The following is a 23,342-nucleotide window of genomic DNA, read 5'->3' as shown; positions in this document are numbered from 1 at the left end:
GAACGTGTTGGGGTGAGTGTGGTTCGTTGGTCTGTAGGTTTGTAAGTTTGTGGGTTTATGGGTGAGAGGCAGGATATGTGGGCGAAAGGGGGCGCCTTGAGATTCTGCCGGTTGCGGACAGCAGGTGTCCGCAACGGGGTCTAGTTTGCTGTCATGGCCTCCAGGACGACGCATCCCGTACTCGATACCCGCTCGCTGAACCGTGCCACGCTCGCCCGCCAGCTGCTCCTGAGCCGCGCCGAGATGTCCGCGCGGGACGCGGTCGAGCACCTCCTCGGGCTCCAGGCGCAGAACGTGAAGCCGCCCTACTTCCAGCTGTACGCCCGCCTCGCAGGCTTCCGCCCCGCCGAGCTGGCCGCACTGATGGAGTCCCGGCAGACGGTCCGGATGGTCACGATGCGCTCCACCATCCACACCCATACCGCGCAGGACGCCCTCACGCTGCGGCCGCTCGTCCAGCCCGCCCGGGACCGGGAGGTCAACTACTTCCGCAAGGGTCTCGTCGGAGTGGACCTGGACCGGCTCGACACCCTGGCGCGGGCCTTCGTCGAGGCCGAGCCGCGCACCATGGGGGAGATCCGCGAGGAGCTGCTCAAGCAGTGGCCCGACGCGGACCCGCAATCGCTGGCCGTCGCCGCGCGCTGCCGGCTGCCGCTCGTCCAGGTCACGCCCCGCGGGGTGTGGGGGCGCAGCGGGCAGGTGCGGCTCACCACCGTCGACAAGTGGCTGGGCCCGGGAACGGACCTGGGGGAGGGCGGTGGGCACCGTCCGCCCGCCATGGACGAGGTCGTCCTGCGCTACCTCGGCGCTTTCGGCCCCGCCTCCGTCAAGGACATGCAGACCTGGGCCGGGCTGACCAGGCTCCGCGAGGCCTTCGAGCGGCTGCGCCCGGGGCTGGCCGTCTTCCAGGACGAGAACGGGGTCGAGCTCTTCGACCTTCCCGACGGGGTCCGCCCCGACGCAGATGTGCCCGCGCCGCCGCGCTTCCTCCCGGAGTTCGACAACCTGCTCCTCTCGCACGCCGACCGGACCCGCGTGCTCGCCCCCGAGCTCAAGGGCCGTACCTGGCGGGGGAACCAGTCACACTGCACCCTGCTCCTCGACGGGTTCCTCGCCGGGATGTGGAAGCTGGAGGGGGCGACCCTCACCGTGGAGCTGTTCGGTACGGCCTCCAAGGCGCGGCGCGGCGAGATCGTCGCGGAGGGGGAGTCGCTGCTGGCCGCGATGACCAACGAGGGCGCCGACGCCGCCGACGGCTCCGGCTCCGGCTCCGGCTCCGTGCGCTTCGGGCCGATCGACGGCTGACCTCGGGCGGCGGCGCGTGCGAGACTCCCCACCACCATGCAGTCGTCCTGATACAGGAGAGCGCTATGCGGGTTCCCATGACCGTCTCGGACTTCCTCGACCGGGCCGAGCTGGGGTTCTTCTCCAGCACGGGGGTCGTCGACGAGCCGGATCAGCCCGGCCCGCCCGTGCCCGTGTCGACGTACGGGCGGCTCGGCGAGCGGGTACGGGCCTGGCAGGCGGGATTCGACGCGCTCGGCGTCGGCGAGGGCGAGCGCGTGGCGGTGGTCAGCCACAACTCCGCCCGGATGCTTGAACTGTTGTTCGCGGTGCCGATGAGCGGCCGGATCTGCGTGCCCGTCAACTTCCGGCTCAAGCCCGAAGAGATCGACTACGTGCTGCGGCAGAGCGGGGCATCGGTCCTGCTGGTCGACCCCGAGATCGACGAGGCGCTCTCCGGCCTCAAGGCGCGCCACCGGTTCGTCCTCGGCGCGCAGACCGAGGCCGAGTTGATGCGCTTCGGCGTGGAGCCGCGCCCGTGGTCGAAACCGGACGAGGACGCCACCGCGACCATCAACTACACGTCTGGAACCACCGCCCGGCCCAAGGGCGTTCAGCTGACCCACCGCAACATCTGGGTCAACGGCCTCACCTTCGGGCTGCACACCCGGGTGTGGGAGCGCGACGTCTACATGCACACGCTGCCGATGTTCCACTGCAACGGCTGGGGAATGCCGTACGTGATGGCCGGACTCGGCGTCAAGCAGGTGGTGTTGCGCAAGGTGGACGGCACGGAGATCCTGCGCCGCGTCGACGAGCACGGGGTCACGCTCATGTGCGGCGCGCCCGCCGTGTGGAATGCGGTCCTCGACGCGGCGGCGACCTGGGAGGGCGAGATCCCGGGCCGTGACCGCGTACGGATCGTCTGCGCCGGGGCGCCCCCGCCGACCAGGACGATCCAGCGGATCGACGAGGAGCTGGGCTGGGAGTTCACCCAGATCTACGGCCTGACCGAGACCTCGCCGCTGCTCACCTTCAACCGCGCCCGGCCCGCCGACGCGCACCTGCCGGCCGGGGAGCGGGCGCGCAAGCTGTCCCGCGCGGGGCTGCCCGCGCTCGGGGTGAAGCTGAAGGTGTCAGAGTCGGGCGAGGTCCTCGCCCGGTCGAACGTCGTGCTCGACGGCTACTGGGACAAGCCGGAGGAGACCGGGGCGGCCCTGGAGGACGGCTGGTTCCACACCGGCGACGGCGGCACGATCGACGAGGCCGACGGGCACCTGACGATCTCCGACCGGAAGAAGGACGTGATCATCACCGGCGGGGAGAACGTCTCCTCGATCGAGGTGGAGGACACGATCTTCAGCCATCCGGCGGTCGCCGAGGTCGCCGTGATCGGTGTGCCGCACGAGAAGTGGGGCGAGACGATCAAGGCCCTCGTGGTCCTCACGGAAGGTGCGACGGCGCAGGAGGCCGACATCATCGCGCATTGCAAGGCGCGGATGGCCGGCTACAAGGCGCCGACGAGCGTCGAGTTCCGCGATGCCATCCCGCGCACGGCCACGGGCAAGATCCAGAAGTTCAAGCTCCGCAGGCCGTACTGGTCCGGCCTGGACCGAGAGGTCAACTGACCGGCGACCGGGGGAGTGAGACAGGGGAGGGGGAACGGCGGTTCTCAGTGTGGCGGCTCGCCGTTCCCGCTCCGCCGTCGTCCCTCGGCCGCCCTCAGCCCGCCGTCGTCCCTCGGTTGCCCGTTCCAGTTCCGGTGCCTGGAGCGCGTTCTTGAGGGCCTGCAGGAACTGCACGGCCTCCCTGCCGTTGATGGCGGGCGCCGGGCTCCCGGGCCCATGACGCGATCGTGCGGACCCCGGACGGCATCCGCCGCACCTCGGGCCGCTCCGGCGGCACCGAGGGCGGCCTTACCAGGGGCGAGCTGCTGCGGGTTCGGGCCGCGACGAAGCCCATCGCGACCGTGCCGCGCGCGCTGGCCACCGTCGACGTGGCCACGGGCGAGGCCGCCCACCACCAGCGCTCCGACGTCTGCGCCGTGCCCGCCGCCGGCATCGCCGCCGAGGCCATGGTCGCGCTGGTGCTGGCCGACGCGGTCGCGGAGAAGTTCGGTGGCGACAGCGTGCCGGAGAACCGCCGCAACGTGCGGTCGTACCTGGACGCCCTGGTCGTCAGGTAGCCGGCGGACGGCAGACCTGTTCGCGAGGAAACCCGCAGCCCGGGCCGCAGACGGCCCGGGCTGCGGTCGTGTCCGGCCTCAGGCGGACAGCAGCGCCTCGATCGCGGCGATGACCTCGGGGGACTCGGGCTCGGTGCGCGGGCGGAAGCGGGCCACGACCTCGCCGGCGGGGGAGATCAGGAACTTCTCGAAGTTCCACTGGATGTCCCCGGCCTCGCCCTCGGCATCGGGGGTCTTGACCAGTTCATGGTAGAGCGGGTGCCGGTTCTCGCCGTTGACCTCGGTCTTCTCCAGCATCGGGAAGGTCACGCCGAAGCCGGCGGCGCAGAAGGTCTGGATGTCGTCGGCGGTGCCGGGCTCCTGCTCGCCGAACTGGTTGCAGGGCACGCCGATGACGGTGAAGCCCTTCTCCTCGTACGCGAACTGCAGCCGGGCGAGGCCCGAGTACTGCGGGGTGAGCCCGCACTGCGACGCCGTGTTCACCAGCAGGATCGCCTTGCCCTTGTGGGCGGCGAGGCTGGTGGGCTCGTCGGACAGAGTGGTCAGCGGGATGTCGTACAGGCTCATCGAGCTCTCCTCGGCAGAAGGTGATGACTCCGAGCCTAGGCCCCCGTATCGATCAGTTCGTCCGCCGGGTCGTTGACCGGCTGCGGCATGCCGGTGAGGTCCATCACGAACAGCGGTATCCCCAGATCGTCCGCGCGCGTGCGCGCGTCCTCGGTGTATCCCGCGAGAGCGAAGTAGACGCTGGTCGCGGAGGCTGTCAGTCCGTTCAGCCAGACGCACTCCACCGCCCGCAGCCCGGCCGGCGCCGTGGTCGGGTCCACCTGGGCCACCAGCCCCGGAGCCCGCAGGTCCACCGCCGCCGACGGGATCGGCCGGCCGTCGGGCTGGCGTACGTCCTGGAAGCCGAGCCAGCGCAGGTACAGCGCGGCCGTGGCCACCGCGTCCCGGGCCGTACGGATGGTCACCGGCCGGAAGGCGGGCCGCGGCAGGGCCGGCGTGGAAGGCCCCGAACGCCCCGGAAGCCCCGGAAGTCCCGAAGACGTCGGCGGTGGCGTCGGCCGCGTCGGCCGCGTCGGCCGTAACGGCCGCTGCGGCGGCGGGGCGTGCGCCGGTGCGGGCTCGGATCCCGCCGCCGGTGCCGCTTCCGGGCGCCGGGGCGGCTGCTCCCGTACCTTCCCGGCCGGTCCCGGCGCCTCCAGCGGATGCACCGGCACCCGCACGACCGTCCCGCAGGACCCGCACCCCAGCTCCGGGTGCGGCCACTCGCTCTCCCGCCCGCAGGCCGTGCACCGTACCGCGACCCAGCTCTCCGACCAGGTGCGATGGGTCAGCGGCTCGGGCAGCCCCGCCAGGTTCAGAGGCGGAACGACCGGGCTTCCGCAGGCGCACGGGAAGACCGGGGCGGTGTAGCTGTTCTCGCGCAGGCACGCCGGGCAGCGCACCGGTACCGCATCCGCCATGAGCCCTGGATCCCCTCCGTCGCCGTGCGTAGGTCCATGCTCCACCACCTGCCACCTCCGGGGCGGGCCATCCCCGAATTTCCGTCGGGGGCCGGACATTCGTAGGGCTCACCGAACCAGACGCGGCTTTTGGTGGGTTCCTGGCTGCCCCGGCGCCTTGACGTGTGCTGACTCGCCGCTTAGCTTGTTCCGTATAGCAGAACAAAACTTCCGGATTACGGAAAAGCCTGACCGCCAGACCCGCAGGAGAACTCGATGCCTCGTATGACAGCCGCCGCCGCTGCAGTGGAGATCCTCAAGCGCGAGGGCGTTTCGCAAGCGTTCGGCGTGCCCGGCGCTGCGATCAACCCGTTCTACCGCGAGCTCAAGAACGTCGGTGGCATCAACCACACGCTGGCCCGCCACGTCGAGGGCGCCTCGCACATGGCGGAGGGCTACACCCGCACGACCCCGGGCAACATCGGCGTCTGCATCGGCACCTCCGGCCCCGCCGGCACCGACATGATCACCGGCCTGTACTCGGCCATCGCGGACTCGATCCCGATCCTGTGCATCACCGGTCAGGCCCCGGTCGCGAAGCTCCACAAGGAGGACTTCCAGGCCGTCGACATCGCGTCGATCGCCAAGCCGGTCACCAAGGCCGCCACCACGGTCCTGGAGGCCGCGCAGGTCCCCGGCGTCTTCCAGCAGGCCTTCTACCTGATGCGCTCCGGCCGCCCCGGCCCGGTCCTCATCGACCTGCCGATCGACGTCCAGCTGACCGAGATCGAGTTCGACCCGGACCTGTACGAGCCGCTGGCCGTGCACAAGCCCGCCGCGACCCGCAAGCAGGCCGAGAAGGCCATCCAGTACCTGCTGGAGTCCGAGCGTCCGCTGATCGTCGCCGGTGGCGGCATCATCAACGCCGACGCCTCCGACCTGCTGGTCGAGTTCGCCGAGCTGACCGGCGTCCCGGTCATCTCCACCCTCATGGGCTGGGGCGTCATCCCGGACGACCACGAGCTCGCCGCCGGCATGGTCGGTGTGCAGACCTCGCACCGCTACGGCAACGCGACCTTCCTGGAGTCGGACTTCGTCCTGGGCATCGGCAACCGCTGGGCCAACCGTCACACCGGTTACAACCTGGACGCCTACCTCGGCGACCGCACGTTCGTCCACGTCGACATCGAGCCCACCCAGATCGGCAAGATCTTCGCCCCGGACCTCGGCATCGCCTCCGACGCCAAGGCCGCGCTGGAGATCTTCATCGAGGTGGCCAAGGAGCTCAAGGCCGAGGGCAAGCTGCCCGACTTCAGCGCCTGGGTCGCCTCGCACCTGGAGCGCAAGGGCACGCTGCAGCGCCGTACGCACTTCGACAACGTGCCGATCAAGCCGCAGCGCGTCTACGAAGAGATGAACAAGGCCTTCGGCCCCGAGACCCGCTACGTCACCACCATCGGTCTGTCGCAGATCGCCGGTGCGCAGATGCTGCACGTCTACAAGCCGCGCCACTGGATCAACTGCGGCCAGGCCGGCCCGCTCGGCTGGACCATCCCGGCCGCGCTGGGTGTCGCCACCGCCGACCCGCAGACCCCGGTCGTCGCCCTCTCCGGTGACTACGACTTCCAGTTCATGCTGGAGGAGCTGGCCGTCGGCGCGCAGCACAAGATCCCGTACGTCCACGTCCTGGTGAACAACGCCTACCTCGGCCTGATCCGTCAGGCGCAGGGCGGTCTCGGCATCAACTTCGAGGTCAACCTGGAGTTCGAGAACATCAACGCCCCCGAGCTGGGGGTCTACGGCGTCGACCACGTCAAGGTCGTCGAGGGTCTCGGCTGCAAGGCGATCCGCGTCAGCGACCCGAGCGAGCTGGGCGCCGCCTTCGAGGAGGCCAAGAAGCTCGCCGCGCAGTACAGCGTGCCGGTGGTCGTCGAGGCCATCCTGGAGCGCGTCACCAACATCTCGATGAGCAAGACGGTCGACATGAGCGACGTCACCGAGTTCGAGGAGCTCGCGACCGAGCCGGGTCACGCGCCGACCGCGATCCGTCCGCTGACCGTCTGACGGCTCGCGCGGCAGCAGCGCCACGCACGACCCCCGTCCCTCCTGGAGGAGGAACGGGGGTCGTCGCGCGTTCGTGCGTCGTTACGGGAACTGCTGCTCGGGGCGGGGGCCGAGTTCCGCGTCGACAGCACCCGCGAGCAGTCCGCGGGCCCGGTCCAGGGTCAGTGAGCCGCTCAGCCAGCGCTCGCTCAGGCCCTCCACGAGGGCCGTCAGCCGTTCCGCCGCGTCGAGCGGGTCCACCCGCAGGTCGGCGAGGCCGGCGGCCTGGGCGTCCGAGACGGCCTCGGCGGTGTCCCGGGTCCAGCTCCGGGTGGACTCGGCGAGGGTCTCGCGCAGTTCGGTGTCGAAGACGGCGCTGGCCCGCAGCTCGCCCCAGGCGATGCTGTTCTCGCGGACCCGGTCGGTGTCCTGGAGTTCGCTCAGCAGCAGCTGGAGCAGGACGTCGCGGGCGTCCTCGGTGCCGGAGACGGCCTCGTCGGTGTAGCCGGTGGCGCGGTCGCTGATGAAGGCGAGGGTGCGCCGGATCAGGCCGGCGCGGTCCTTGAAGTGGTAGTAGAGCAGGGCGGTGGAGACCTCGGCTTCGGCGGCCACCACCTCGACCCGAAGCCCTCTGACGCCGTTGCGCGCGATGACGCGTACCGCTGCTTCCAAGATCAACGTTTGACGATCGGCCACGCCGGCTCGCACCTTTCGGTCGGACACTCCTTGACTGATCTTTCGGTCAGGTCGCACGATAGCTCCCACCCGCCACCTGACTGGATTTTCAGTCGATCGGGGGCTCCACCTCACCCTCCCGGGCCTGCCCCGCCCGGTCCCCGACGGGGTCGGCGTCGGCGCCGGCGAGACGGTCGCCCTCGTGGGGGAGTCGGGCTCCGCCACCTCCCGCGCCGCCCTCGGCCTGCTGCCGCCCGGCGCGCCGGCCCGCGGAACCCCGCCGCGCCGCTGCCCGGCCCCCCGGCTGCTGCTCGCCGACGAGCCCACCCCGGCACCCGCGCCCTCCTGGCCGCGACCCCGCGCCCGCAGGCCCCGCCCGGCCCCCTGCCCGCCATGCCGGGACGTCCTGCGGACCTGCGCGCGGTCCTCGCCGGATGCGCCTTCACCCCGCGCTGCGCCCGGGCCACCGAGCTGTGCGGCGCCGAGGTCCCGGCCCCGCACGCGGGCGTGGCCTGCCACCACCCGGAGGCCCTGCTGTGACCCCGGTACTGGAAGTACCGGGCCTGCGCCGTACCTGCGGCGCCACGCGCGGTGGACGACGTGTCCTACGCCGTCCCGGCGGGCGGATCGCTGGGCATCGTCGGCGAATCCGGCTCCGGCAAGACCACCACGGCCCGTGTCGTGACCGGCCTGGAGTGGGCGGACGCGGGCGAGGTCCGGGTACGGGTACGGGTACGGGTACGGGGAACCCTGCGCGAGCCCGCGGCAGGCGGCCGCGCGGCCGGGCTGCGCAGGGCGCGGGAGTACGGGCGGTGACCGACCCGCTGGTGGTCATGGGCTCCGGCCGGATCGTGGAACAGGGCCCGACGGCCCGGGTGCTGGCCGCTCCGGAGCACGAGTGCACGCGGCTGCTCCTGGACTCCGTACCGCGGCCCGGCCGGACACGCAAAGCGCCGAGTCACGGGACCGTCCGTGACTCGGCGCTCTGGTTTGTTACCGCCCGACGGAGCGAGGCTGGCGCGACAGGACGTTCGCACCGCCGGGCGGAGCCGGGAGTCGGCTGGGACCGTGGCGGGCGGCGACGAGAACTCCGGCTTCGTCTCCCTCAGGTCAAGAGACGGGCCTCGGAACCCATTACCACCGCACTGGCTCGCACGCTCGCCACGGTCCTCGTCCTGCCCTCACCGCATACCACCCCTCATCCGGGTAAGCAGCTCGGGCTGGTACCCGGAGCCTGACCTCCCGTCAGACCCCCGGTACGATGGTGGGCTCAGGCGTCGCGCAGGGCGCGGACGGCCTCCTCGACGCGCTTGCCGTAGTCGGCGTCGGCGGCGTGGAAGTGAGCCAGGTTCTTCTCGATGACGTCCTCGAGGGTGACCTGAGACAGGCCGCCGGCGATGTTCGCCACCAGACGCTGCTTCTCGGCCTCCGACATCAGGCGGTAGAGCTCACCGGCCTGGAAGAAGTCGTCGTCCTTGGTGTGGGCCGGGGCCTCGTGGGTGCCCGTGTAGCCGGAGACGGCCTTCGGGGCACCGAGCGCCAGACCGGTCTCGGCCGGACCCTGGTACGAGTTGGGCTCGTAGTTCTTGTCGTGGCGCGAGCCGTTGCGCAGCGCCATGACGCCGTCGCGGCCGTAGTTGTCGGCCTTGGCCGCCTTCGGGGCGTTGACCGGCAGCAGGGTGTGGTTCACACCGAGGCGGTAGCGCTGGGCGTCGGCGTACGCGAAGAGGCGGCCCTGGAGCATCTTGTCCGGCGAGGCGGTGATGCCCGGGACGAAGTTGTTCGGGGAGAAGGCGGACTGCTCGACCTCGGCGAAGACGTTGTCCGGGTTGCGGTCGAGGACCAGACGGCCCACGCGCTGCAGCGGGTAGTCGCTGTGGGGCCACACCTTGGTGAGGTCGAACGGGTTGAAGCGGTAGTCCGCGGCCTCGGCGGCGGGCATGATCTGGACGTAGAGGGTCCAGCTCGGGTTCACACCGCGTTCGATGGCCTGGAGCAGGTCGGTCTGGTGCGAGTTGGCGTCCTTGCCGACGAGCTCGGCGGCCTGCTCGCCGGACAGGCAGCGGATGCCCTGGTTCGTCTTGAAGTGGTACTTGACGAAGAAGGCCTCGCCCTGGGCGTTGGTCCACTGGTACGTGTGGGAGCCGTAACCGTTCATGTGACGGTACGACGCCGGGATGCCGCGGTCACCCATCAGCCAGGTGATCTGGTGCGTCGCCTCGGGGGTGTGCGCCCAGAAGTCCCAGACGTTGTCCGGCTCCTGCTTGCCCGTGAAGGGGTCGCGCTTCTGGGAGTGGATGAAGTCGGGGAACTTGATCGGGTCCTTGATGAAGAACACCGGGGTGTTGTTGCCGACGAGGTCGTAGTTGCCCTCTTCGGTGTAGAACTTCAGCGCGAAGCCGCGCGGGTCGCGGACCGCGTCCGCGCCACCCAGCGAGTCGGCCACGGTGGAGAACCGCAGGAAGGTCTCGGTCTTCTTGCCGACCGTGTTCAGGAACGCGGCGCTGGTGTACGCGGTGACGTCGTCGGTCACCTCGAAGTGGCCGTACGCGGCCGAACCGCGGGCGTGCACCACGCGCTCCGGGATGCGCTCACGGTTGAAGCGGGCAAGCTTCTCAAGGAGCTGCTGGTCCTGGACCAGCAGCGGGCCACCGACGCCGGCGGTGGCGGAGTTCTGGTTGTCGGCGACCGGGGCGCCGGACTCGGTCGTCAGCGTGCGCTTCGACATGGTGACCTTCCGTACGGGTAACTGCCGACGGAAAGTGCCTTCCGTCATGCGGAACAGCCTAATTTCGGCAGGAACTAAACGTCAACAGTTTGTTGAACACAGAATGTTGAACGAAGAATGGGGAGAGGTGATCCGGACGGTGCCGGCGCTTGGGCGCGACAGGACAGGTGTCAGCACCGGCACCATCCGGAAACTCGGGCCCCCGTGAGGGGGAGGTGCGGCCCGGCATGCGGGCCGCCGGCTCAGATCCGGGCGCCGGAGAGGCGCTCGACCGCGCGGAGCAGGGCGGAGTGGTCCAGGCCGCCGTCACCCTGGGCGCGCAGCGAGGCGACCAGCTGGGCGACGACCGCGCCGACCGGAAGGGCAGCACCGACGTTGCGGGCGGCGTCGGTGACGATGCCCATGTCCTTGTGGTGCAGGTCGATCCGGAAACCGGGCTTGAAGTCGCGGTTCAGGAAATTGTCCTTCTTGCGGGTCAGGACCGTGGAGCCGGCCAGACCGCCATTGAGGACGTCCAGCGCGGCCTGGAGGTTCACGCCCGACTTCTCGAGGAAGACGACGGCTTCGGCGCACGCCTGGATGTTGACCGCGACGATGAGCTGGTTGGCGGCCTTCACCGTCTGGCCCGAGCCGTGCGGACCGCACAGGACGATGGTCTTGCCGAGGGTCTCGAGCACCGGCAGGGCCTCGTCGAAGTCGGCCTGCTCGCCACCCACCATGATCGACAGGACGGCCTCGATGGCGCCGGCCTCGCCGCCGGACACCGGGGCGTCGATGACGCGGATGCCCTTGGCGGCAGCGTTCTTCGCGAGGTCGATCGAGGTCTGCGGGGTGATCGACGACATGTCGATGACCAGCGCGCCGGACTTCGCGTTCTCGAGGATGCCGTTCTCACCGTAGGAGATGGCCTCGACCTGCGGGGAGGCGGGCACCATCGTGATGACGATGTCGGCGTCCTTGACAGCCTCGGCGATCGAGCCGGCCGCGGTGCCGCCGGCGGCGGCCAGGCGCTCCAGCTTGTCCTGCTCCAGGGTGAAGCCGGTGACCGGGTAGCCGGCCTTCAGGAGGTTCTCGGCCATGGGGGAGCCCATGATGCCGAGCCCGATCCAGGCGATCGACGGGAGCGCAGTGGGGTTGCTCATGATGAGGGTCCTTCTCTTCATGCTTTGTAAGAAAAGTTTGTGAGGTGCCTGGCTGATCGCCTGGACTTTGTCCGCCTACTTCGTGGCGCGGGCCTCGGCCGGCAGCCACTCGAAGGAGGCGGCGGCGTCTGCGGCCTTGTACTCCAGGCCTACGTAGCCGGCGTACCCGGCCTTCTTCAGCTGGTCGAGCAGCTCTTCGAGGGGCAGCTCGCCGGTGCCGGGGGCACCTCGTCCGGGCTTGTCCGCGATCTGGACGTGACCGGTCTTGGCGGCATACTTTTCGATGACCTCGGAGAGGTCCTCATCGTTCATCGCCAGGTGGTACAGGTCGAGCAGGAACTTGGCGTTCCCGAGGCCGGTGGCCTCGTTGACCTTGTCCACGACCTCGATGCCGGCCGGGGCGCTCACCAGCGGGTAGAGCGGCGACTCGGGCTTGTTGAGGGTCTCGATCAGGAGGATCGCGCCGACGCGGTCCGCGGCCCGAGCCGCCACGACCAGGTTCTTCAGCGCGAGCTCGTCCTGGACGGCCGGGTCCACACCCTCGACGCGGTTGCCGTAGAGGGCGTTCAGCGCCTTGCAGCCGACAGAGGCCGCGAAGTCGGCGGCCACGTTGATGTTGGCGTTGAAGCGGTCCGACTCGTCGCCGGGGACCGATACCGCACCGCGGTCCGGGCCCGGCAGCTGCCCGGCGTAGAAGTTCAGTCCCACCAGCTGGGTGCCGGCGTCCTCAAGAGCCTTCTTGAGGGCGTCGAGCTCCGCCTGGGCGGGGGTGGGGGTCTCGATCCAGGGCCACCACAGCTCGACCGCGTCGAAGCCCGCCGCGGCGGCAGCCGCGGGACGCTCCAGAAGCGGGAGTTCCGTGAAGAGGATCGAAAGGTTCACATCGAAGCGCTGGTCCGTGTATCCCATGAGGGGTGTGCGCTCCTTCCGTATTGCGGAAGTTAGTTTCTGCTTGATGGAAGACTGCAAGCAGGGCGACGCACTTGTCAAGTGCCGACTCCCGAAAAATCGTGACTGCGCGGTAGCTTGACCAGCGTGCGATTGAGAGTGGAGTTCACGACCGAGCCCTTCGATCTCGAAGAGGCCCCCGCCCATGCAGTGGCCGCTCGCGAGGTCATTCAGAAGGCGCAACTGGACGCGGTGGACGTCGGCCCGTTCGGCAACACCGCCGAAGGTGAGACCGATGCGGTCCTCGGCGCGGTGTCCGCGCTGCTGCAGGGCGCCCTGGAGGCCGGCGCGACGCGCGTCTCGCTCCAGGTCAATGTGATCGGGGAGGACATGATCGGGGAGGACGCCTCGTGACCGAGCCCCGCGACCACCCCTTCGTCGCCGCGGTCAAGCCGCTGGTGGACGCGATGGGCGGCGAGCTGATGGACCCGGCCCTGGCGCAGCCCGACGACGTCGTGCTCGCCTGGGAGGGCCAGGACCTGCTGGCCGTGCGCCTGCCCCAGCTCTCGGACTCGTTGGACCACATCCTGGCCGCGCTGGAGCGGCGGCACGGCGTACCGCTGTCACAGCTCGACCGGAAGTCCAAGCAGGACGTGGTGCGGATACTCGAGGCGCGTGGCGCCTTCTCCGTGCGGCACGGTGTGGAAACGGTCGCGGGAGCCCTGGGTGTAAGCCGTTTCACGGTCTACAACTACTTGAACAGGGAAAACCCCAACAAACGCAACCAAGAGTGATATTTTCTGACCCACTGTGACGAGCCGCCGCCCAATTCATCCGGGCGGCGGCTTTTGTGTACGGGAAGTTTCAACAAAGTGTTGACGCCGTGTTGCCGAGGGCGTTAGCTATGCGCAGCCCGTCAAAGCAACAACAGGCCACGGAGGCCTACCGTGACTTCGAGTCCGACCCCGGGTCTCACCCGGTTCAACGCCTTGGACGACGGCGCGGCCGCGGCCGAGCTCCACGAGGTGTGCGCCAGCTCGGCATGGGGGAGCAAACTGCTCGCCCGGCGCCCCTTCGCCAGCGCCGAAGCCCTGTTCTCGGCCAACGAGACCGCCATGGCGGAGCTCACCGCCGAGGACCTGGGCGAGGCGATGGGAGGCCACGCGCCGATCGGCCGGCCGAAGCCGGGAGACCCGACCTCCGCCCGCGAGCAGCGCGGCATGGCCGGTGCCTCGCAGGAGCTCAAGAACGAGCTCCTCGAACTGAACCTGGCGTACCAGGAGAAGTTCGGCCACGTCTTCCTCATCTGCGCCACCGGTGCGACCGGCGCGTTCATGCGGGACGCGGTCAAGGTCCGGATCGACAACTCGCCGGAGCAGGAGCGGGAAACCGCCCGCGGCGAGCTCGTCAAGATCAACAAGATCCGCCTGACCCGCCTCGTGGAACTCGCAGAAGAAGAAGGAGCGTGAGCATGAGCACCGAGACCACCGCGTCGGTGTCCACGCACATCCTGGACACCAGCATCGGCAAGCCCGCCGAGGGCGTCGCCATCTCCCTGTCGGCCCGTACGGGTCTCGGCGGCGAGTGGGCGGCACTGGGCGGCTCCGCCACCGATGCGGACGGGCGCTGCAAGGACCTGCCGGCGCTGCCGGAGGGCACCACCCACGTACGTCTCGACTTCGAGACCGAGACGTACTTCGCCAAGAAGCAAGCCGAGGCGCAGCAGGACGCCCCCCGCGTAAGGGACAGCGGTGCGTTTTTCCCGGAGGTCACCATCACCTTTGCGGTGAACCCGGGCGAGCACTACCACGTACCGCTGCTGCTCAACCCGTTCGGCTACTCCGTTTACCGAGGGAGCTAGCATGGCCACGATTCTGGGCCAGAACCAGTACGGCAAAGCAGAGAACCGCGTCGTCAAGATCACGCGGGACGGCGACACCCACCACATCAAGGACCTGAACGTCTCGGTCGCCCTCTCCGGCGACATGGACGACGTCCACTACTCCGGCTCGAACGCCAACGTCCTGCCGACGGACACCACCAAGAACACGGTGTACGCCTTCGCCAAGGAACACGGCATCGAGTCCGCCGAGCAGTTCGGCATCCACCTGGCGCGCTGGTTCGTGAACAGCCAGGAGCCGATCCAGAAGGCGCGCATCCGGATCGAGGAGTACTCCTGGGACCGGATCGCCACCTCGGACGCCAACTCGAAGTTCATCGGCTCCGACGAGGTGAACCACTCCTTCGTCCGCCAGGGCATGGAGACCCGCGTCACCCAGATCACGTACGACGGCACGAACTGGGAGGTCATCTCCGGCCTCAAGGACCTGGTCGTCATGAACTCCACGAACTCCGAGTTCTGGGGTTACGTGAAGGACAAGTACACGACGCTGAAGGAGGCCTACGACCGCATCCTGGCCACCCAGGTGTCGGCTCGCTGGCGCTTCAACTGGTCGGACGACGAGCAGCGGATGCCCAACTGGGAGAAGTCCTACGCCGAGACCCGCAAGCACATGCTGCAGGCCTTCGCGGAAACCTACTCCCTGTCGCTGCAGCAGACCCTGTACCAGATGGGTTCGCGCATCATCAACCACCGTTCGGAGATCGACGAGGTCCGCTTCTCGCTCCCGAACAAGCACCACTTCCTCGTCGACCTCGAGCCCTTCGGCCTCAAGAACGACAACGAGGTCTACTTCGCCGCGGACCGCCCGTACGGTCTGATCGAGGCGACGGTCCTGCGCGACGGCGTCGACGCCCGTATCCCCGTGGACATGACCAACCTCTGATGCGGCACGTGCGTCCCGGGGCTCCGCAGTGGCCCCGGGGCGGCGCGACACCCTTCAACTTCCTGAATCGGCACCCGGACGCAACACACGGGGCGGCAGTACTGTCAGCTGTCAAGGCCCCCGGCTCCGGCACTCAAATCCCCAGGGCTCTGCCGTGCCCGCACCGCCACTGAAAGCACGAGGAAGTCCCATGGCAGCATCGGCAGCCCATGACAGCGCCGTAGAGCGCATCGTCATCGAGAACTGTGCGATTGCGACCGTCGACGCGAACGACACCGAGTACGCCTCGGGCTACGTGGTCGTCGCCGGCAACAAGATCGAGTCGATCGGTGCGGGCGGGGCCCCCGAGAAGCTCGACAATGTGGTCCGCCGCATCGACGGCACGGGTCACCTCGTCACCCCGGGCCTGGTCAACACCCACCACCACTTCTACCAGTGGATCACCCGTGGTCTGGCCACCGACCACAACCTCTTCAACTGGCTCGTCGCGCTGTACCCGACCTGGGCGCGCATCGACGAGCAGATGACGTACACGGCCGCCCAGGGTTCCCTGGCGATGATGGCCAAGGGCGGCGTCACCACCGCCATGGACCACCACTACGTCTTCCCCAAGGGCTCCGGCGACCTCTCCGGCTCGATCATCCGCGCCGCGTCCGAGATGGGCGTACGGTTCACCCTCGCCCGCGGCTCGATGGACCGCAGCGAGAAGGACGGCGGCCTGCCGCCGGACCACGCCGTCGAGACCCTCGAGGGTGCGCTCGCCGACACCGAGGCGACCGTCAAGAAGCACCACGACTACTCCTTCGACGCGATGACCCAGGTCGCCGTCGCGCCGTGCTCCCCCTTCTCGGTCTCCACCGAGCTGCTCAAGCAGGGTGCCGAGCTGGCCCGCCGCCTGGGTGTGCGCATGCACACCCACGGCTCCGAGACCGTCGAGGAAGAGCAGTTCTGCAAGGAACTGTTCGGCATGGGCCCGACCGACTACTTCGAGTCGACCGGCTGGCTCGGCGAGGACGTGTGGATGGCGCACAGCGTCCACATGAACGACTCCGACATCGCCGCGTTCGCCCGCACCAAGACCGGTGTCGCGCACTGCCCGTCCTCCAACGCCCGTCTGGCCGCCGGCATCGCCCGCGTCCCGGACATGCTCGCCGCCGGTGTGCCGGTCGGCCTCGGCGTGGACGGCACCGCCTCCAACGAGTCCGGTGAGCTGCACACCGAGCTGCGCAACGCGCTGCTGATCAACCGTCTGAACCCGGTCCACCGCGAGCGCGCCCTGAACGCGCGCCAGGCCCTGCGCCTGGGTACGTACGGTGGTGCCCAGGTCCTCGGCCGCGCCGACAACATCGGCTCGCTCGAGGTCGGCAAGTGCGCCGACCTGGTGATGTGGAACCTGAGCACGCTGGCTCACTCCTCCATCGCCGACCCGGTCACCGCGCTCGTCTTCGGTGCGGCCGCCCCGGTGACCCTGTCGCTGGTCAACGGCAAGCAGATCGTCGAGAACAACCGACTCCTCTTCGCCGACGAGGACGCCATCGCCGTGTCCACGCGGGAAGAGGCCCAGCGCCTCGCGCGGATCTCCGCGCAGGCCTGATCCCACGGAGTCCGGCCGGGGGGGACGGCCCCCGGCCGGAGGCCGCGGACCCGAGCGGGGTCCGCGGCAGCCGTTCCCGGGTAGCGCCTGAGGAAGACCGAGGGCGCCCCCGGGGGCGGTGACTCGTGCCACCGGCTTGACCAGCGCGGAACCGACTCGGGCGAATCGTTTCTGCCATAACTGAAAACAGGCTCGACTCGCACAGCTTTCGCACCACCTCCATGACACCCACGTCCCTGCCGACGTGTTTAACCGACCGGAGGAAGCCGTGGCAGCAACGCCCAGGTTTCGCAAAGACGCAGTCGCAGTACCGCAGGTCTCCGGGGAGAAACACCCTGTCGACGAGACCTTGCCGCCGCTGAAGATGGTCACCAGTGGACTTCAGCACGTGGCCGCCATGTACGCGGGTGTCGTGGCCCCGCCGATGATCGTCGGCCCCGCCGTCGGACTCTCCGCCACCGAGACGGCCTTCCTGATGGGGGCCTCGCTCTTCACCGCAGGGCTCGCCACCCTCCTCCAGACCCTCGGGTTCTGGAAGATCGGCGCCAAACTCCCCTTCGTCAACGGCGTTTCCTTCGCCGGTGTGACCCCGATGATCGCGATCGGCAAGGGGGAGGGGGCGGACGCCGTCCCCGTCATCTTCGGCGCGATCATCGTGGCCGGAGCGATCGGCTTCTTCGCCGCCCCCTACTTCGGCAAACTCGTCCGCTTCTTCCCGCCGGTCGTCACCGGCACGGTCATCACGCTGATCGGCGTATCCCTCCTGCCGGTGGCCTTCAACTGGTCGCAGGGCGGCAACCGTACCGCCACCGACTACGGCTCGATGAAGAACATCGGCATGGCCGCGCTCACCCTGGTGATCGTCCTGCTGATGCGCAAGTTCCTGACCGGCTTCCTGCAGCAGATCTCCATCCTGCTCGGCCTGGTCGCGGGCACGCTCATCGCGATACCCCTGGACATGGTCAGCTTCGACGCCGTGCGCGACGCCTCCGTGGTCGGCTTCCCGACCCCGTTCCACTTCGGCGCCCCGCAGTTCCAGGTCGCCGCCATCGTCTCGATGTGCATCGTCATGCTCGTCTGCATGACCGAGTCCACCGCCGACATCCTGGCACTGGGCAAGATCGTCGGCCGTCCGGCGGACGCGAAGACCATCGAGGGCGGCCTGCGCGCCGACACCCTCGGCAGTGCGCTCAGCCCGCTGTTCAACGGCTTCATGTGCAGCGCCTTCGCCCAGAACATCGGGCTCGTGGCGATGACCAAGGTCCGCAGCCGCTTCGTCGTCGCCGCCGGCGGAGGCATCCTGATCCTGCTGGGCCTGTGCCCCATGGCCGCCTCCGTCATCGGCGTGGTCCCGCTGCCGGTCCTCGGCGGCGCGGGCATCGTCCTCTTCGGCTCGGTCGCGGCCAGCGGTATCCAGACGCTGGCCGGAGCGGCCATGGAGAAGGGGGAGAACGCCCTGATCGTCGCCGCCTCCGTCGGCATCGGCCTGATCCCGATCGCGGCGCCGGGCTTCTACCACGCCTTCCCGAAGGACCTGCTGGTCGTCCTCGACTCCGGCATCAGCACCGGCTGCGTGGTGGCCATCGTGCTGAACCTGGCCTTCAACCACCTCGGCGCAGGCAAGAGCGGAGCCCCCGCCGTCGGCCCGGACCCGGTACCGGTGCACTGACCGCGCTCCCGGCCGCGGCCGCGGTCCCACGGCGGTGCGCACGCCACCCACTGCGGGTGTGGCGTGCGCACCGCCGCATCCGTGTCCTGCCGGGGGACCGTCAACGGGTCACTCCGCCGTGCCGCCCGGGGGAGTCCAGAGCATCAGGTTGCTCATCAGGTCGGCCTGCTCGATCGCGTCGTCCAGCGCGTGGTGGGTGTGCGGGCGGCGGGAGAGCAGTTCGCGGGGCATCCGGCCCTTGACGGCCGCGCGCAACGGGACGCCGGCCTTGGTCGCGTACAGGGTCTTCATGTCCAGACAGCCGGAGTGGCCGAACGGGCTGTCGCCGCCGAACCGCATCAAGTACCAGTACAGGAAGGTCCAGTCGAAGGACGCAGGGTATCCGCACATCACCGGCTGGGCCCCGGCGGACACCTCGCGCACCCACGCGCGGAACTCCGCCATCGCCGCCGCCGGTTCGGCGCCCTCGCTCGCCAGCCGGTCCCGGTCGAGCCCGCTCACGGCCAGCGCCGCGGGCACGTACTCCGCGCTGATCGGCCGCAACTCCCGGTAGAAGGTGTCCCGTTCGGGATCGGCGGCCGTATACGAAGCGCCGTCCTGCCGCCCGGCGACGGCGGCCCCGAAACTGATCATCGAGTACGGCCCGGGGATGGGCCCGTCGGCTTCGATGTCGACGGAGATGTAGAGGCTGGGACGTGCGGTACGGGCTGCCATGCGCCAGAGCATGACAGGCGGGTGCCGGGTCGTTCACCGGGATTTACGGACGGGCGCACACGGTAGCCGGGCTTCCACGGCCCGCGGGCACTGAAGGAAGCGGCCCGGCTCAACCGGACGGCGTGACCGGGGACCGCACGCCGAACCACTGCTCGGCTCCGTACTCCTCGAACCGCTCCACCTCGGTGAACCCCAGCTTTTGCGCGAGGCGTAGCGCGCGGTGGTTGGCGGTCTGGGTGCAGAGCACCACCGGCTCGCCGGGGAGTGCGTCGGCGAACCAGGCGAGTGCCGCTGCGCACGCCTCGGCGGCGTACCCGCGTCCCCACGCTTCCGGCAGGAACATGTAACCGAGTTCGGCCTCCCCGGCATCTGGAAGGACGTGACCCGGACGCTCGGCACCACGTCGGTCGAGCGAGACCGTGCCAATCATCGCTCCGTCGACATCGACGACGAAAACGCCAGGGCGGCGCCCGGGTACTTCCGGCACCGCGCGTTCGAGCTCCTCTCGCGGTCGAGGGCCGCCGAGGTGGGTGCGCACCTCCGACGATGCGAACAGCTCGATGAACGCCGCACGGTCTCGGGCTGCGGATGGGCGGAGCACGAGCCGCTCGGTCTCCATCGGGGCAGGTGGCCAGGCGACGGGCCCAAGCTCAGTCATGGCGGGCAACCTATCGCACGCCCGTGAAAGCGATCCGAAAGACAGGGCCCGGTGCCGTGGCCGCAGGGAGGCCAAGAACGACACCGGACGTGGGCGGCCGTGTCTTGCGGTGGCGAGGCGGCACCGGACCGCTTCCGGCATCCGGTGTCGCCTCGGCGGCACGACTCGGTCGCGCCGCCGAGGATCTCGGCTAGGTGGTGGGGGTCAGGAACATGCCCGTCTGGTCCCCGCCCGCGGTGTTCTTGCAGCTGAAGCCGGAGTTCGCCGGCTGGGCGACGACCAGGGAGAGGCAGCGTCCGGCGGCCAGCTGACCGAAGTGGTTCGGGTGCATGGACTCCTGGATCAGCCCCTGCGTCTCGCTGCTGTCGATCCAGCGCGCCCACTCGCTCGTCTTCGCCGACGCGGGCGCCGAGGTGGTCACCTGCTTGCTCGCCTTGGCGCACACCTCGCGGCCCTGGAGCATGTCCCGCAGGTCCAGGAACTGGACGCCCTTGTCCGCCGCAACCCCCTTGATGCGGTTGGCGAGTTGCGGCACCAGCGAGTCCCGCGCCCAGTCGGAGTCGCGGTTCCAGAAGGGGCACCCGCCGGTGTTCAGGCGGCTCCAGTCGCTCTGCGTGTAGCGGTTCTCCGCCCCGCGCGGGATCGGCGAGGGGTAGGACTGCAGCACGATCCGGTACGAGGAGTCGGTGTAGCCGGCGCCGCGCATGACGGCCCGTACCTCGTCCACGGACTTGCCGACCTGGCCCATCACGGCGTCGATCTTCTGGTCCACCGCCTCCTGCTGGTCGTCGTAGCAGTAGGAGTTCCAGATGATGAAGTCGTACGCGCAGTCCTTGATGATGTCGGCGAAGCCGAGGTCGTTGCCGCCGATGGACAGTGCGATGACCTTGACGTTGTTGCTCGCGGCCACGGCGGCGAGCTGGTCGGCCTGCGGGGCTTCGCCCTTGTAGGCCACGCCGCCGTTGGAGGCGCGGAAGACGTTCTGCGAAGTCGCCCCGGAGCAGGCCAGGTTGACGGCGACGTCCGCGATGGCCCCGGCGCTCTTGACCTCGGCGGAGTCCGAGCGGTGGCACCCGCCGGCGGTGGTCCCGTACACCTTGCCGGGATCGTAGGTGCTGCCGCTCACCCACGCCCGGTCGGTGCCGGTCCGGTTGCCGGTGTTGGTGAGGCTGTTGCCCTTCCAGCGTCCGGCCTCGCCGGAGATGTAGCTGTCTCCCATGGACACCACGGCCGTGGGCCCGGTCCCGGGACTGGCGCCGGCCGTGCCGGCCCCGCCGGCCAGCAGCGCGCCGACGGCGAGAGGCAAGACCATCCCGGCCCCGGCCAGTCGTCGCACTCGACTGCGGGTCCGGCTGGTGCTGTCGTTGCGGAATCCGATCACTGCGGAACTCCTGCGGTTGGCCATGCCGAAGCCAGGAACAACTCCGCTGCATGGCTGGGGAAGTGGGGGTACCTCCGGCCGGTGGCAACCGGAAAGGTGACATGCCGCCGCTTGTTACCGCTAGGTACAGGCAAGTTACGAACAAGTAACAACCGACTGGTCGTTCGGTCCACCGGTCCGCGAGGCGCGAGTGATCTTGGCGGCCGCGACCATGACGGGGCTATCGCGCCGCGGGACAAAACAGCTCCGCCCCCGGGGCCCTTGGGGCCGCGGGGGCGGAGCTGGTGGGATTCGGCTGCTGTGCGATTCAGCCGAAGGCGGGCTGTCAGCCGGTGAGCTGGTCGTACGCGGGCAGGGTGAGGAAGTCCGCGTAGTCCGCGTCCAGGGAGACCTGGAGGAGGAGGTCGTGGGCCTGCTGCCACTTCCCGGCCGCGAAGGCCTCCTCGCCGATCTCCTCGCGGATGGACACCAGTTCCTCGGCGGCGACCTTGCGGGCCAGGTCCGCGGTGGCCGTCAGGCCGTTCTCGAAGACGACTCCGGCGTTGATCCACTGCCAGATCTGCGAGCGCGAGATCTCCGCGGTGGCCGCGTCCTCCATCAGGCCGAAGATGGCGACGGCGCCGAGGCCCCGCAGCCAGGCCTCGATGTAGCGGGTGCCGACCTGGACGGCGTTGCGCAGGCCCTCGTAGGTGGGCTTGGCGTCCAGGGAGTCGATCGCGATCAGGTCGCCGGGGGCCACGGCGACGTCCTCGCGCAGGCGGTCCTTCTGGTTCGGCTTGTCGCCGAGGACCGCGTCGAAGGAGGCCATCGCGATCGGCACCAGGTCGGGGTGTGCGACCCAGGAGCCGTCGAAGCCGTCGCCCGCCTCGCGGTCCTTGTCGGCCTTGACCTTCTCGAACGCGACCTTGTTGACCTCGGCGTCCTTGCGGGACGGGATGAAGGCCGCCATGCCGCCGATGGCGTGCGCGCCGCGCTTGTGGCAGGTCTTGACGAGCAGTTCGGTGTACGCCCGCATGAAGGGGGCCGTCATCGTCACCGCGTTGCGGTCCGGCAGGACGAACTTCTCGCCGCCGTCGCGGAAGTTCTTGACGATGGAGAAGAGGTAGTCCCAGCGGCCCGCGTTCAGGCCCGCCGCGTGGTCGCGCAGCTCGTAGAGGATCTCGTCCATCTCGTACGCGGCGGTGATCGTCTCGATCAGGACCGTCGCCCGGACGGTGCCCTGCGGGATGCCGACGTAGTCCTGGGCGAAGACGAAGATCTCGTTCCACAGGCGCGCCTCGAGGTGGGACTCGGTCTTCGGCAGGTAGAAGTACGGGCCCTTGCCGAGGTCGATCAGGCGCTGGGCGTTGTGGAAGAAGTACAGGCCGAAGTCCACGAACGCGCCGGGCACGGAGCGGCCGTCGATCTGCAGGTGGCGCTCCTCGAGGTGCCAGCCGCGCGGCCGCATCACGACGGTCGCGAGCTCCCCGGCGGGCTTGAGGGCGTACGACTTGCCCGTGCGGGAGTCGGTGAAGTCGATGCGGCGCTCGTAGGCGTCGATCAGGTTGAGCTGGCCGAGGATCACATTCTCCCAGGTGGGAGCCGAGGCGTCCTCGAAGTCGGCGAGCCAGACCTTGGCGCCCGAGTTCAGGGCGTTGATGGTCATCTTGCGGTCCGTCGGACCGGTGATCTCCACGCGGCGGTCGTTCAGCGCGGCCGGCGCCGGCGCCACCTTCCAGTCGCCCTCGCGGACCTGTGCGGTGTCCGGGAGGAAGTCGAGGTGGGAGGTGCGGGCGATCTCGGCGCGTCGCTCGGCCCGGCGGGCGAGGAGCTCGTCGCGGCGGGGGGTGAACCGCTGGTGGAGCTCGGCCACGAAGGCGAGGGCCGCTTCGGTGAGGACTTCGTCCTGCCGGGGCAGGGGCTCGGCGTCGACGATGGCCAGCGGGGACGGCGCTGGTGCGGACATATCTGTCACTCCTTCAGCGGCGGTGCCTGGCGGCCGCGGGGGAATGCTCGCGCGAGACGGCACGCAGTGCCGTCGGGTGTGGAGAGTTCCGGGATACGGTCGCGGGCGCCGTCTTGGGGTTCAGGGCGCTTCTGACCAGTGGATAGTAATTTCCTCATGGTGGAAGTTCAATGGTTTGTTGATGTCGAGATTCTCCGAGTCGACA

At 69.4% G+C, this 23,342-nt stretch carries 22 protein-coding genes and 1 pseudogene; 13 read left to right on the top strand and 10 right to left on the bottom strand.

What is annotated here, in order from left to right:
• The first annotated feature begins 153 nt into the window (after positions 1–153).
• From ACFWB8_RS02755 to ACFWB8_RS02745, 3 genes and pseudogenes are all read left to right on the top strand, one after another.
• A complete protein-coding gene (locus ACFWB8_RS02755) occupies positions 154–1,305 on the top strand; it encodes a winged helix DNA-binding domain-containing protein (RefSeq protein ID WP_385221470.1) in 1,152 nt (383 codons plus the stop codon).
• Positions 1,306–1,370: 65 nt separating this feature from the next.
• Positions 1,371–2,912 carry an AMP-binding protein gene (locus ACFWB8_RS02750; protein WP_385221467.1) on the top strand — a complete coding sequence of 514 codons (1,542 nt, stop codon included), beginning with the start codon at positions 1,371–1,373 and terminating at the stop codon, positions 2,910–2,912.
• A 194-nt stretch (positions 2,913–3,106) separates the two neighbouring features.
• Positions 3,107–3,469 (top strand): annotated as a pseudogene (locus tag ACFWB8_RS02745) (chorismate synthase); the annotation flags it as partial.
• A 78-nt stretch (positions 3,470–3,547) separates the two neighbouring features.
• On the opposite strand, the gene ACFWB8_RS02740 reads toward ACFWB8_RS02745, so the two are convergent.
• On the bottom strand, positions 3,548–4,036 hold the full coding sequence (locus tag ACFWB8_RS02740; protein WP_385221465.1) for a glutathione peroxidase: 489 nt from the start codon (positions 4,034–4,036) through the stop codon (positions 3,548–3,550).
• Positions 4,037–4,071: 35 nt separating this feature from the next.
• The gene (locus ACFWB8_RS02735) at positions 4,072–4,935 is read right to left on the bottom strand and encodes a hypothetical protein (RefSeq protein ID WP_385221462.1); all 864 of its coding nucleotides are present in this window, start codon (positions 4,933–4,935) and stop codon (positions 4,072–4,074) included.
• A 255-nt stretch (positions 4,936–5,190) separates the two neighbouring features.
• Between ACFWB8_RS02735 and gcl the strand changes: the two genes are divergently transcribed.
• Positions 5,191–6,978 carry a glyoxylate carboligase gene (gene gcl / locus ACFWB8_RS02730; RefSeq protein ID WP_385221459.1) on the top strand — a complete coding sequence of 596 codons (1,788 nt, stop codon included), beginning with the start codon at positions 5,191–5,193 and terminating at the stop codon, positions 6,976–6,978.
• An 81-nt stretch (positions 6,979–7,059) separates the two neighbouring features.
• Here the strand turns inward: gcl and ACFWB8_RS02725 are convergent, their stop codons facing one another.
• Positions 7,060–7,653 (bottom strand): TetR/AcrR family transcriptional regulator, encoded by a 594-nt coding sequence (locus ACFWB8_RS02725; RefSeq protein ID WP_385221456.1) that lies wholly within the window; start codon positions 7,651–7,653, stop codon positions 7,060–7,062.
• Between ACFWB8_RS02725 and ACFWB8_RS02720 the strand changes: the two genes are divergently transcribed.
• Together ACFWB8_RS02720 and ACFWB8_RS02715 are read left to right on the top strand one after the other, a co-directional pair.
• On the top strand, positions 7,639–8,172 hold the full coding sequence (locus tag ACFWB8_RS02720; RefSeq protein ID WP_385221453.1) for an oligopeptide/dipeptide ABC transporter ATP-binding protein: 534 nt from the start codon (positions 7,639–7,641) through the stop codon (positions 8,170–8,172). The genes ACFWB8_RS02725 and ACFWB8_RS02720 overlap by 15 nt on opposite strands.
• A 60-nt stretch (positions 8,173–8,232) precedes the next feature.
• Positions 8,233–8,448, top strand: coding sequence for an ATP-binding cassette domain-containing protein (locus ACFWB8_RS02715; RefSeq protein ID WP_385221450.1), 216 nt, complete (start codon positions 8,233–8,235; stop codon positions 8,446–8,448).
• A gap of 454 nt (positions 8,449–8,902) precedes the next feature.
• On the opposite strand, the gene ACFWB8_RS02710 is transcribed toward ACFWB8_RS02715, so the two are convergent.
• The 3 genes from ACFWB8_RS02710 to ACFWB8_RS02700 all read right to left on the bottom strand — a co-directional run bounded on the left by ACFWB8_RS02710 (position 8,903) and on the right by ACFWB8_RS02700 (position 12,411).
• Positions 8,903–10,360 carry a catalase gene (locus ACFWB8_RS02710; RefSeq protein WP_385221648.1) on the bottom strand — a complete coding sequence of 486 codons (1,458 nt, stop codon included), beginning with the start codon at positions 10,358–10,360 and terminating at the stop codon, positions 8,903–8,905.
• A gap of 242 nt (positions 10,361–10,602) precedes the next feature.
• Complete coding sequence (locus ACFWB8_RS02705; protein WP_385221447.1) at positions 10,603–11,502, bottom strand: 2-hydroxy-3-oxopropionate reductase; 900 nt, start codon at positions 11,500–11,502, stop codon at positions 10,603–10,605.
• A gap of 75 nt (positions 11,503–11,577) precedes the next feature.
• Positions 11,578–12,411 (bottom strand): TIM barrel protein, encoded by an 834-nt coding sequence (locus tag ACFWB8_RS02700; RefSeq protein ID WP_385221444.1) that lies wholly within the window; start codon positions 12,409–12,411, stop codon positions 11,578–11,580.
• Between the two features lie 126 nt (positions 12,412–12,537).
• On the opposite strand from ACFWB8_RS02700, the gene ACFWB8_RS02695 reads away from it, so the two are divergent.
• From ACFWB8_RS02695 to ACFWB8_RS02665, 7 genes are all read left to right on the top strand, one after another.
• Complete coding sequence (locus ACFWB8_RS02695) at positions 12,538–12,804, top strand: thiamine-binding protein (RefSeq protein WP_385221442.1); 267 nt, start codon at positions 12,538–12,540, stop codon at positions 12,802–12,804.
• Positions 12,801–13,184 (top strand): helix-turn-helix domain-containing protein, encoded by a 384-nt coding sequence (locus tag ACFWB8_RS02690; RefSeq protein WP_385221439.1) that lies wholly within the window; start codon positions 12,801–12,803, stop codon positions 13,182–13,184. The genes ACFWB8_RS02695 and ACFWB8_RS02690 overlap by 4 nt, the downstream gene beginning before the upstream one ends.
• A gap of 153 nt (positions 13,185–13,337) precedes the next feature.
• Positions 13,338–13,859, top strand: coding sequence for a 2-oxo-4-hydroxy-4-carboxy-5-ureidoimidazoline decarboxylase (gene uraD, locus ACFWB8_RS02685; protein WP_385221437.1), 522 nt, complete (start codon positions 13,338–13,340; stop codon positions 13,857–13,859).
• Positions 13,860–13,861: 2 nt separating this feature from the next.
• Positions 13,862–14,251 (top strand): hydroxyisourate hydrolase, encoded by a 390-nt coding sequence (gene uraH / locus ACFWB8_RS02680; RefSeq protein WP_385221434.1) that lies wholly within the window; start codon positions 13,862–13,864, stop codon positions 14,249–14,251.
• A gap of 1 nt (position 14,252) precedes the next feature.
• Complete coding sequence (gene pucL / locus ACFWB8_RS02675; protein ID WP_385221431.1) at positions 14,253–15,176, top strand: factor-independent urate hydroxylase; 924 nt, start codon at positions 14,253–14,255, stop codon at positions 15,174–15,176.
• A gap of 190 nt (positions 15,177–15,366) precedes the next feature.
• Complete coding sequence (locus ACFWB8_RS02670; protein WP_385221429.1) at positions 15,367–16,770, top strand: 8-oxoguanine deaminase; 1,404 nt, start codon at positions 15,367–15,369, stop codon at positions 16,768–16,770.
• 268 nt (positions 16,771–17,038) lie between these two features.
• Entirely contained in the window at positions 17,039–18,439 is a 1,401-nt protein-coding gene (locus ACFWB8_RS02665) for a nucleobase:cation symporter-2 family protein (RefSeq protein WP_385221426.1), read from the top strand.
• 108 nt (positions 18,440–18,547) lie between these two features.
• Here the strand turns inward: ACFWB8_RS02665 and ACFWB8_RS02660 are convergent, their stop codons facing one another.
• The 4 genes from ACFWB8_RS02660 to aceB form a co-directional block, all read right to left on the bottom strand.
• Positions 18,548–19,153, bottom strand: coding sequence for a 3'-5' exoribonuclease domain-containing protein (locus ACFWB8_RS02660; RefSeq protein ID WP_385221423.1), 606 nt, complete (start codon positions 19,151–19,153; stop codon positions 18,548–18,550).
• Between the two features lie 109 nt (positions 19,154–19,262).
• On the bottom strand, positions 19,263–19,811 hold the full coding sequence (locus ACFWB8_RS02655; RefSeq protein ID WP_385221420.1) for a GNAT family N-acetyltransferase: 549 nt from the start codon (positions 19,809–19,811) through the stop codon (positions 19,263–19,265).
• A 190-nt stretch (positions 19,812–20,001) separates the two neighbouring features.
• Positions 20,002–21,192, bottom strand: coding sequence for a GDSL-type esterase/lipase family protein (locus tag ACFWB8_RS02650; protein ID WP_385221417.1), 1,191 nt, complete (start codon positions 21,190–21,192; stop codon positions 20,002–20,004).
• A gap of 325 nt (positions 21,193–21,517) precedes the next feature.
• A complete protein-coding gene (aceB, locus tag ACFWB8_RS02645; RefSeq protein WP_385221414.1) occupies positions 21,518–23,137 on the bottom strand; it encodes a malate synthase A in 1,620 nt (539 codons plus the stop codon).
• Positions 23,138–23,342: the final 205 nt, after the last annotated feature.

Origin of the sequence: Streptomyces sp. NPDC060031, assembly GCF_042736805.1 — a bacterium.
Lineage (GTDB): Bacteria > Actinomycetota > Actinomycetes > Streptomycetales > Streptomycetaceae > Streptomyces.
Note: the sequence above shows the minus strand (reverse complement) of the source record. Positions and strands in the feature narration are given on the sequence as shown.

Excerpts from the sequence above, each read along its gene's own strand:
- ACFWB8_RS02710 (WP_385221648.1), bottom strand. The coding sequence starts at position 10,360 with ATGTCGAAGCGCACGCTGACGACCGAGTCCGGCGCCCCGGTCGCCGAC.
- ACFWB8_RS02740 (WP_385221465.1), bottom strand. The coding sequence starts at position 4,036 with ATGAGCCTGTACGACATCCCGCTGACCACTCTGTCCGACGAGCCCACC.
- pucL (WP_385221431.1), top strand. The coding sequence starts at position 14,253 with ATGGCCACGATTCTGGGCCAGAACCAGTACGGCAAAGCAGAGAACCGC.
- uraH (WP_385221434.1), top strand. The coding sequence starts at position 13,862 with ATGAGCACCGAGACCACCGCGTCGGTGTCCACGCACATCCTGGACACC.
- ACFWB8_RS02660 (WP_385221423.1), bottom strand. The coding sequence starts at position 19,153 with ATGGCAGCCCGTACCGCACGTCCCAGCCTCTACATCTCCGTCGACATC.
- ACFWB8_RS02755 (WP_385221470.1), top strand. The coding sequence starts at position 154 with ATGGCCTCCAGGACGACGCATCCCGTACTCGATACCCGCTCGCTGAAC.
- ACFWB8_RS02670 (WP_385221429.1), top strand. The coding sequence starts at position 15,367 with ATGGCAGCATCGGCAGCCCATGACAGCGCCGTAGAGCGCATCGTCATC.
- ACFWB8_RS02705 (WP_385221447.1), bottom strand. The coding sequence starts at position 11,502 with ATGAGCAACCCCACTGCGCTCCCGTCGATCGCCTGGATCGGGCTCGGC.
- ACFWB8_RS02655 (WP_385221420.1), bottom strand. The coding sequence starts at position 19,811 with ATGACTGAGCTTGGGCCCGTCGCCTGGCCACCTGCCCCGATGGAGACC.
- ACFWB8_RS02700 (WP_385221444.1), bottom strand. The coding sequence starts at position 12,411 with ATGGGATACACGGACCAGCGCTTCGATGTGAACCTTTCGATCCTCTTC.
- ACFWB8_RS02735 (WP_385221462.1), bottom strand. The coding sequence starts at position 4,935 with ATGGCGGATGCGGTACCGGTGCGCTGCCCGGCGTGCCTGCGCGAGAAC.
- gcl (WP_385221459.1), top strand. The coding sequence starts at position 5,191 with ATGCCTCGTATGACAGCCGCCGCCGCTGCAGTGGAGATCCTCAAGCGC.
- aceB (WP_385221414.1), bottom strand. The coding sequence starts at position 23,137 with ATGTCCGCACCAGCGCCGTCCCCGCTGGCCATCGTCGACGCCGAGCCC.
- ACFWB8_RS02750 (WP_385221467.1), top strand. The coding sequence starts at position 1,371 with ATGCGGGTTCCCATGACCGTCTCGGACTTCCTCGACCGGGCCGAGCTG.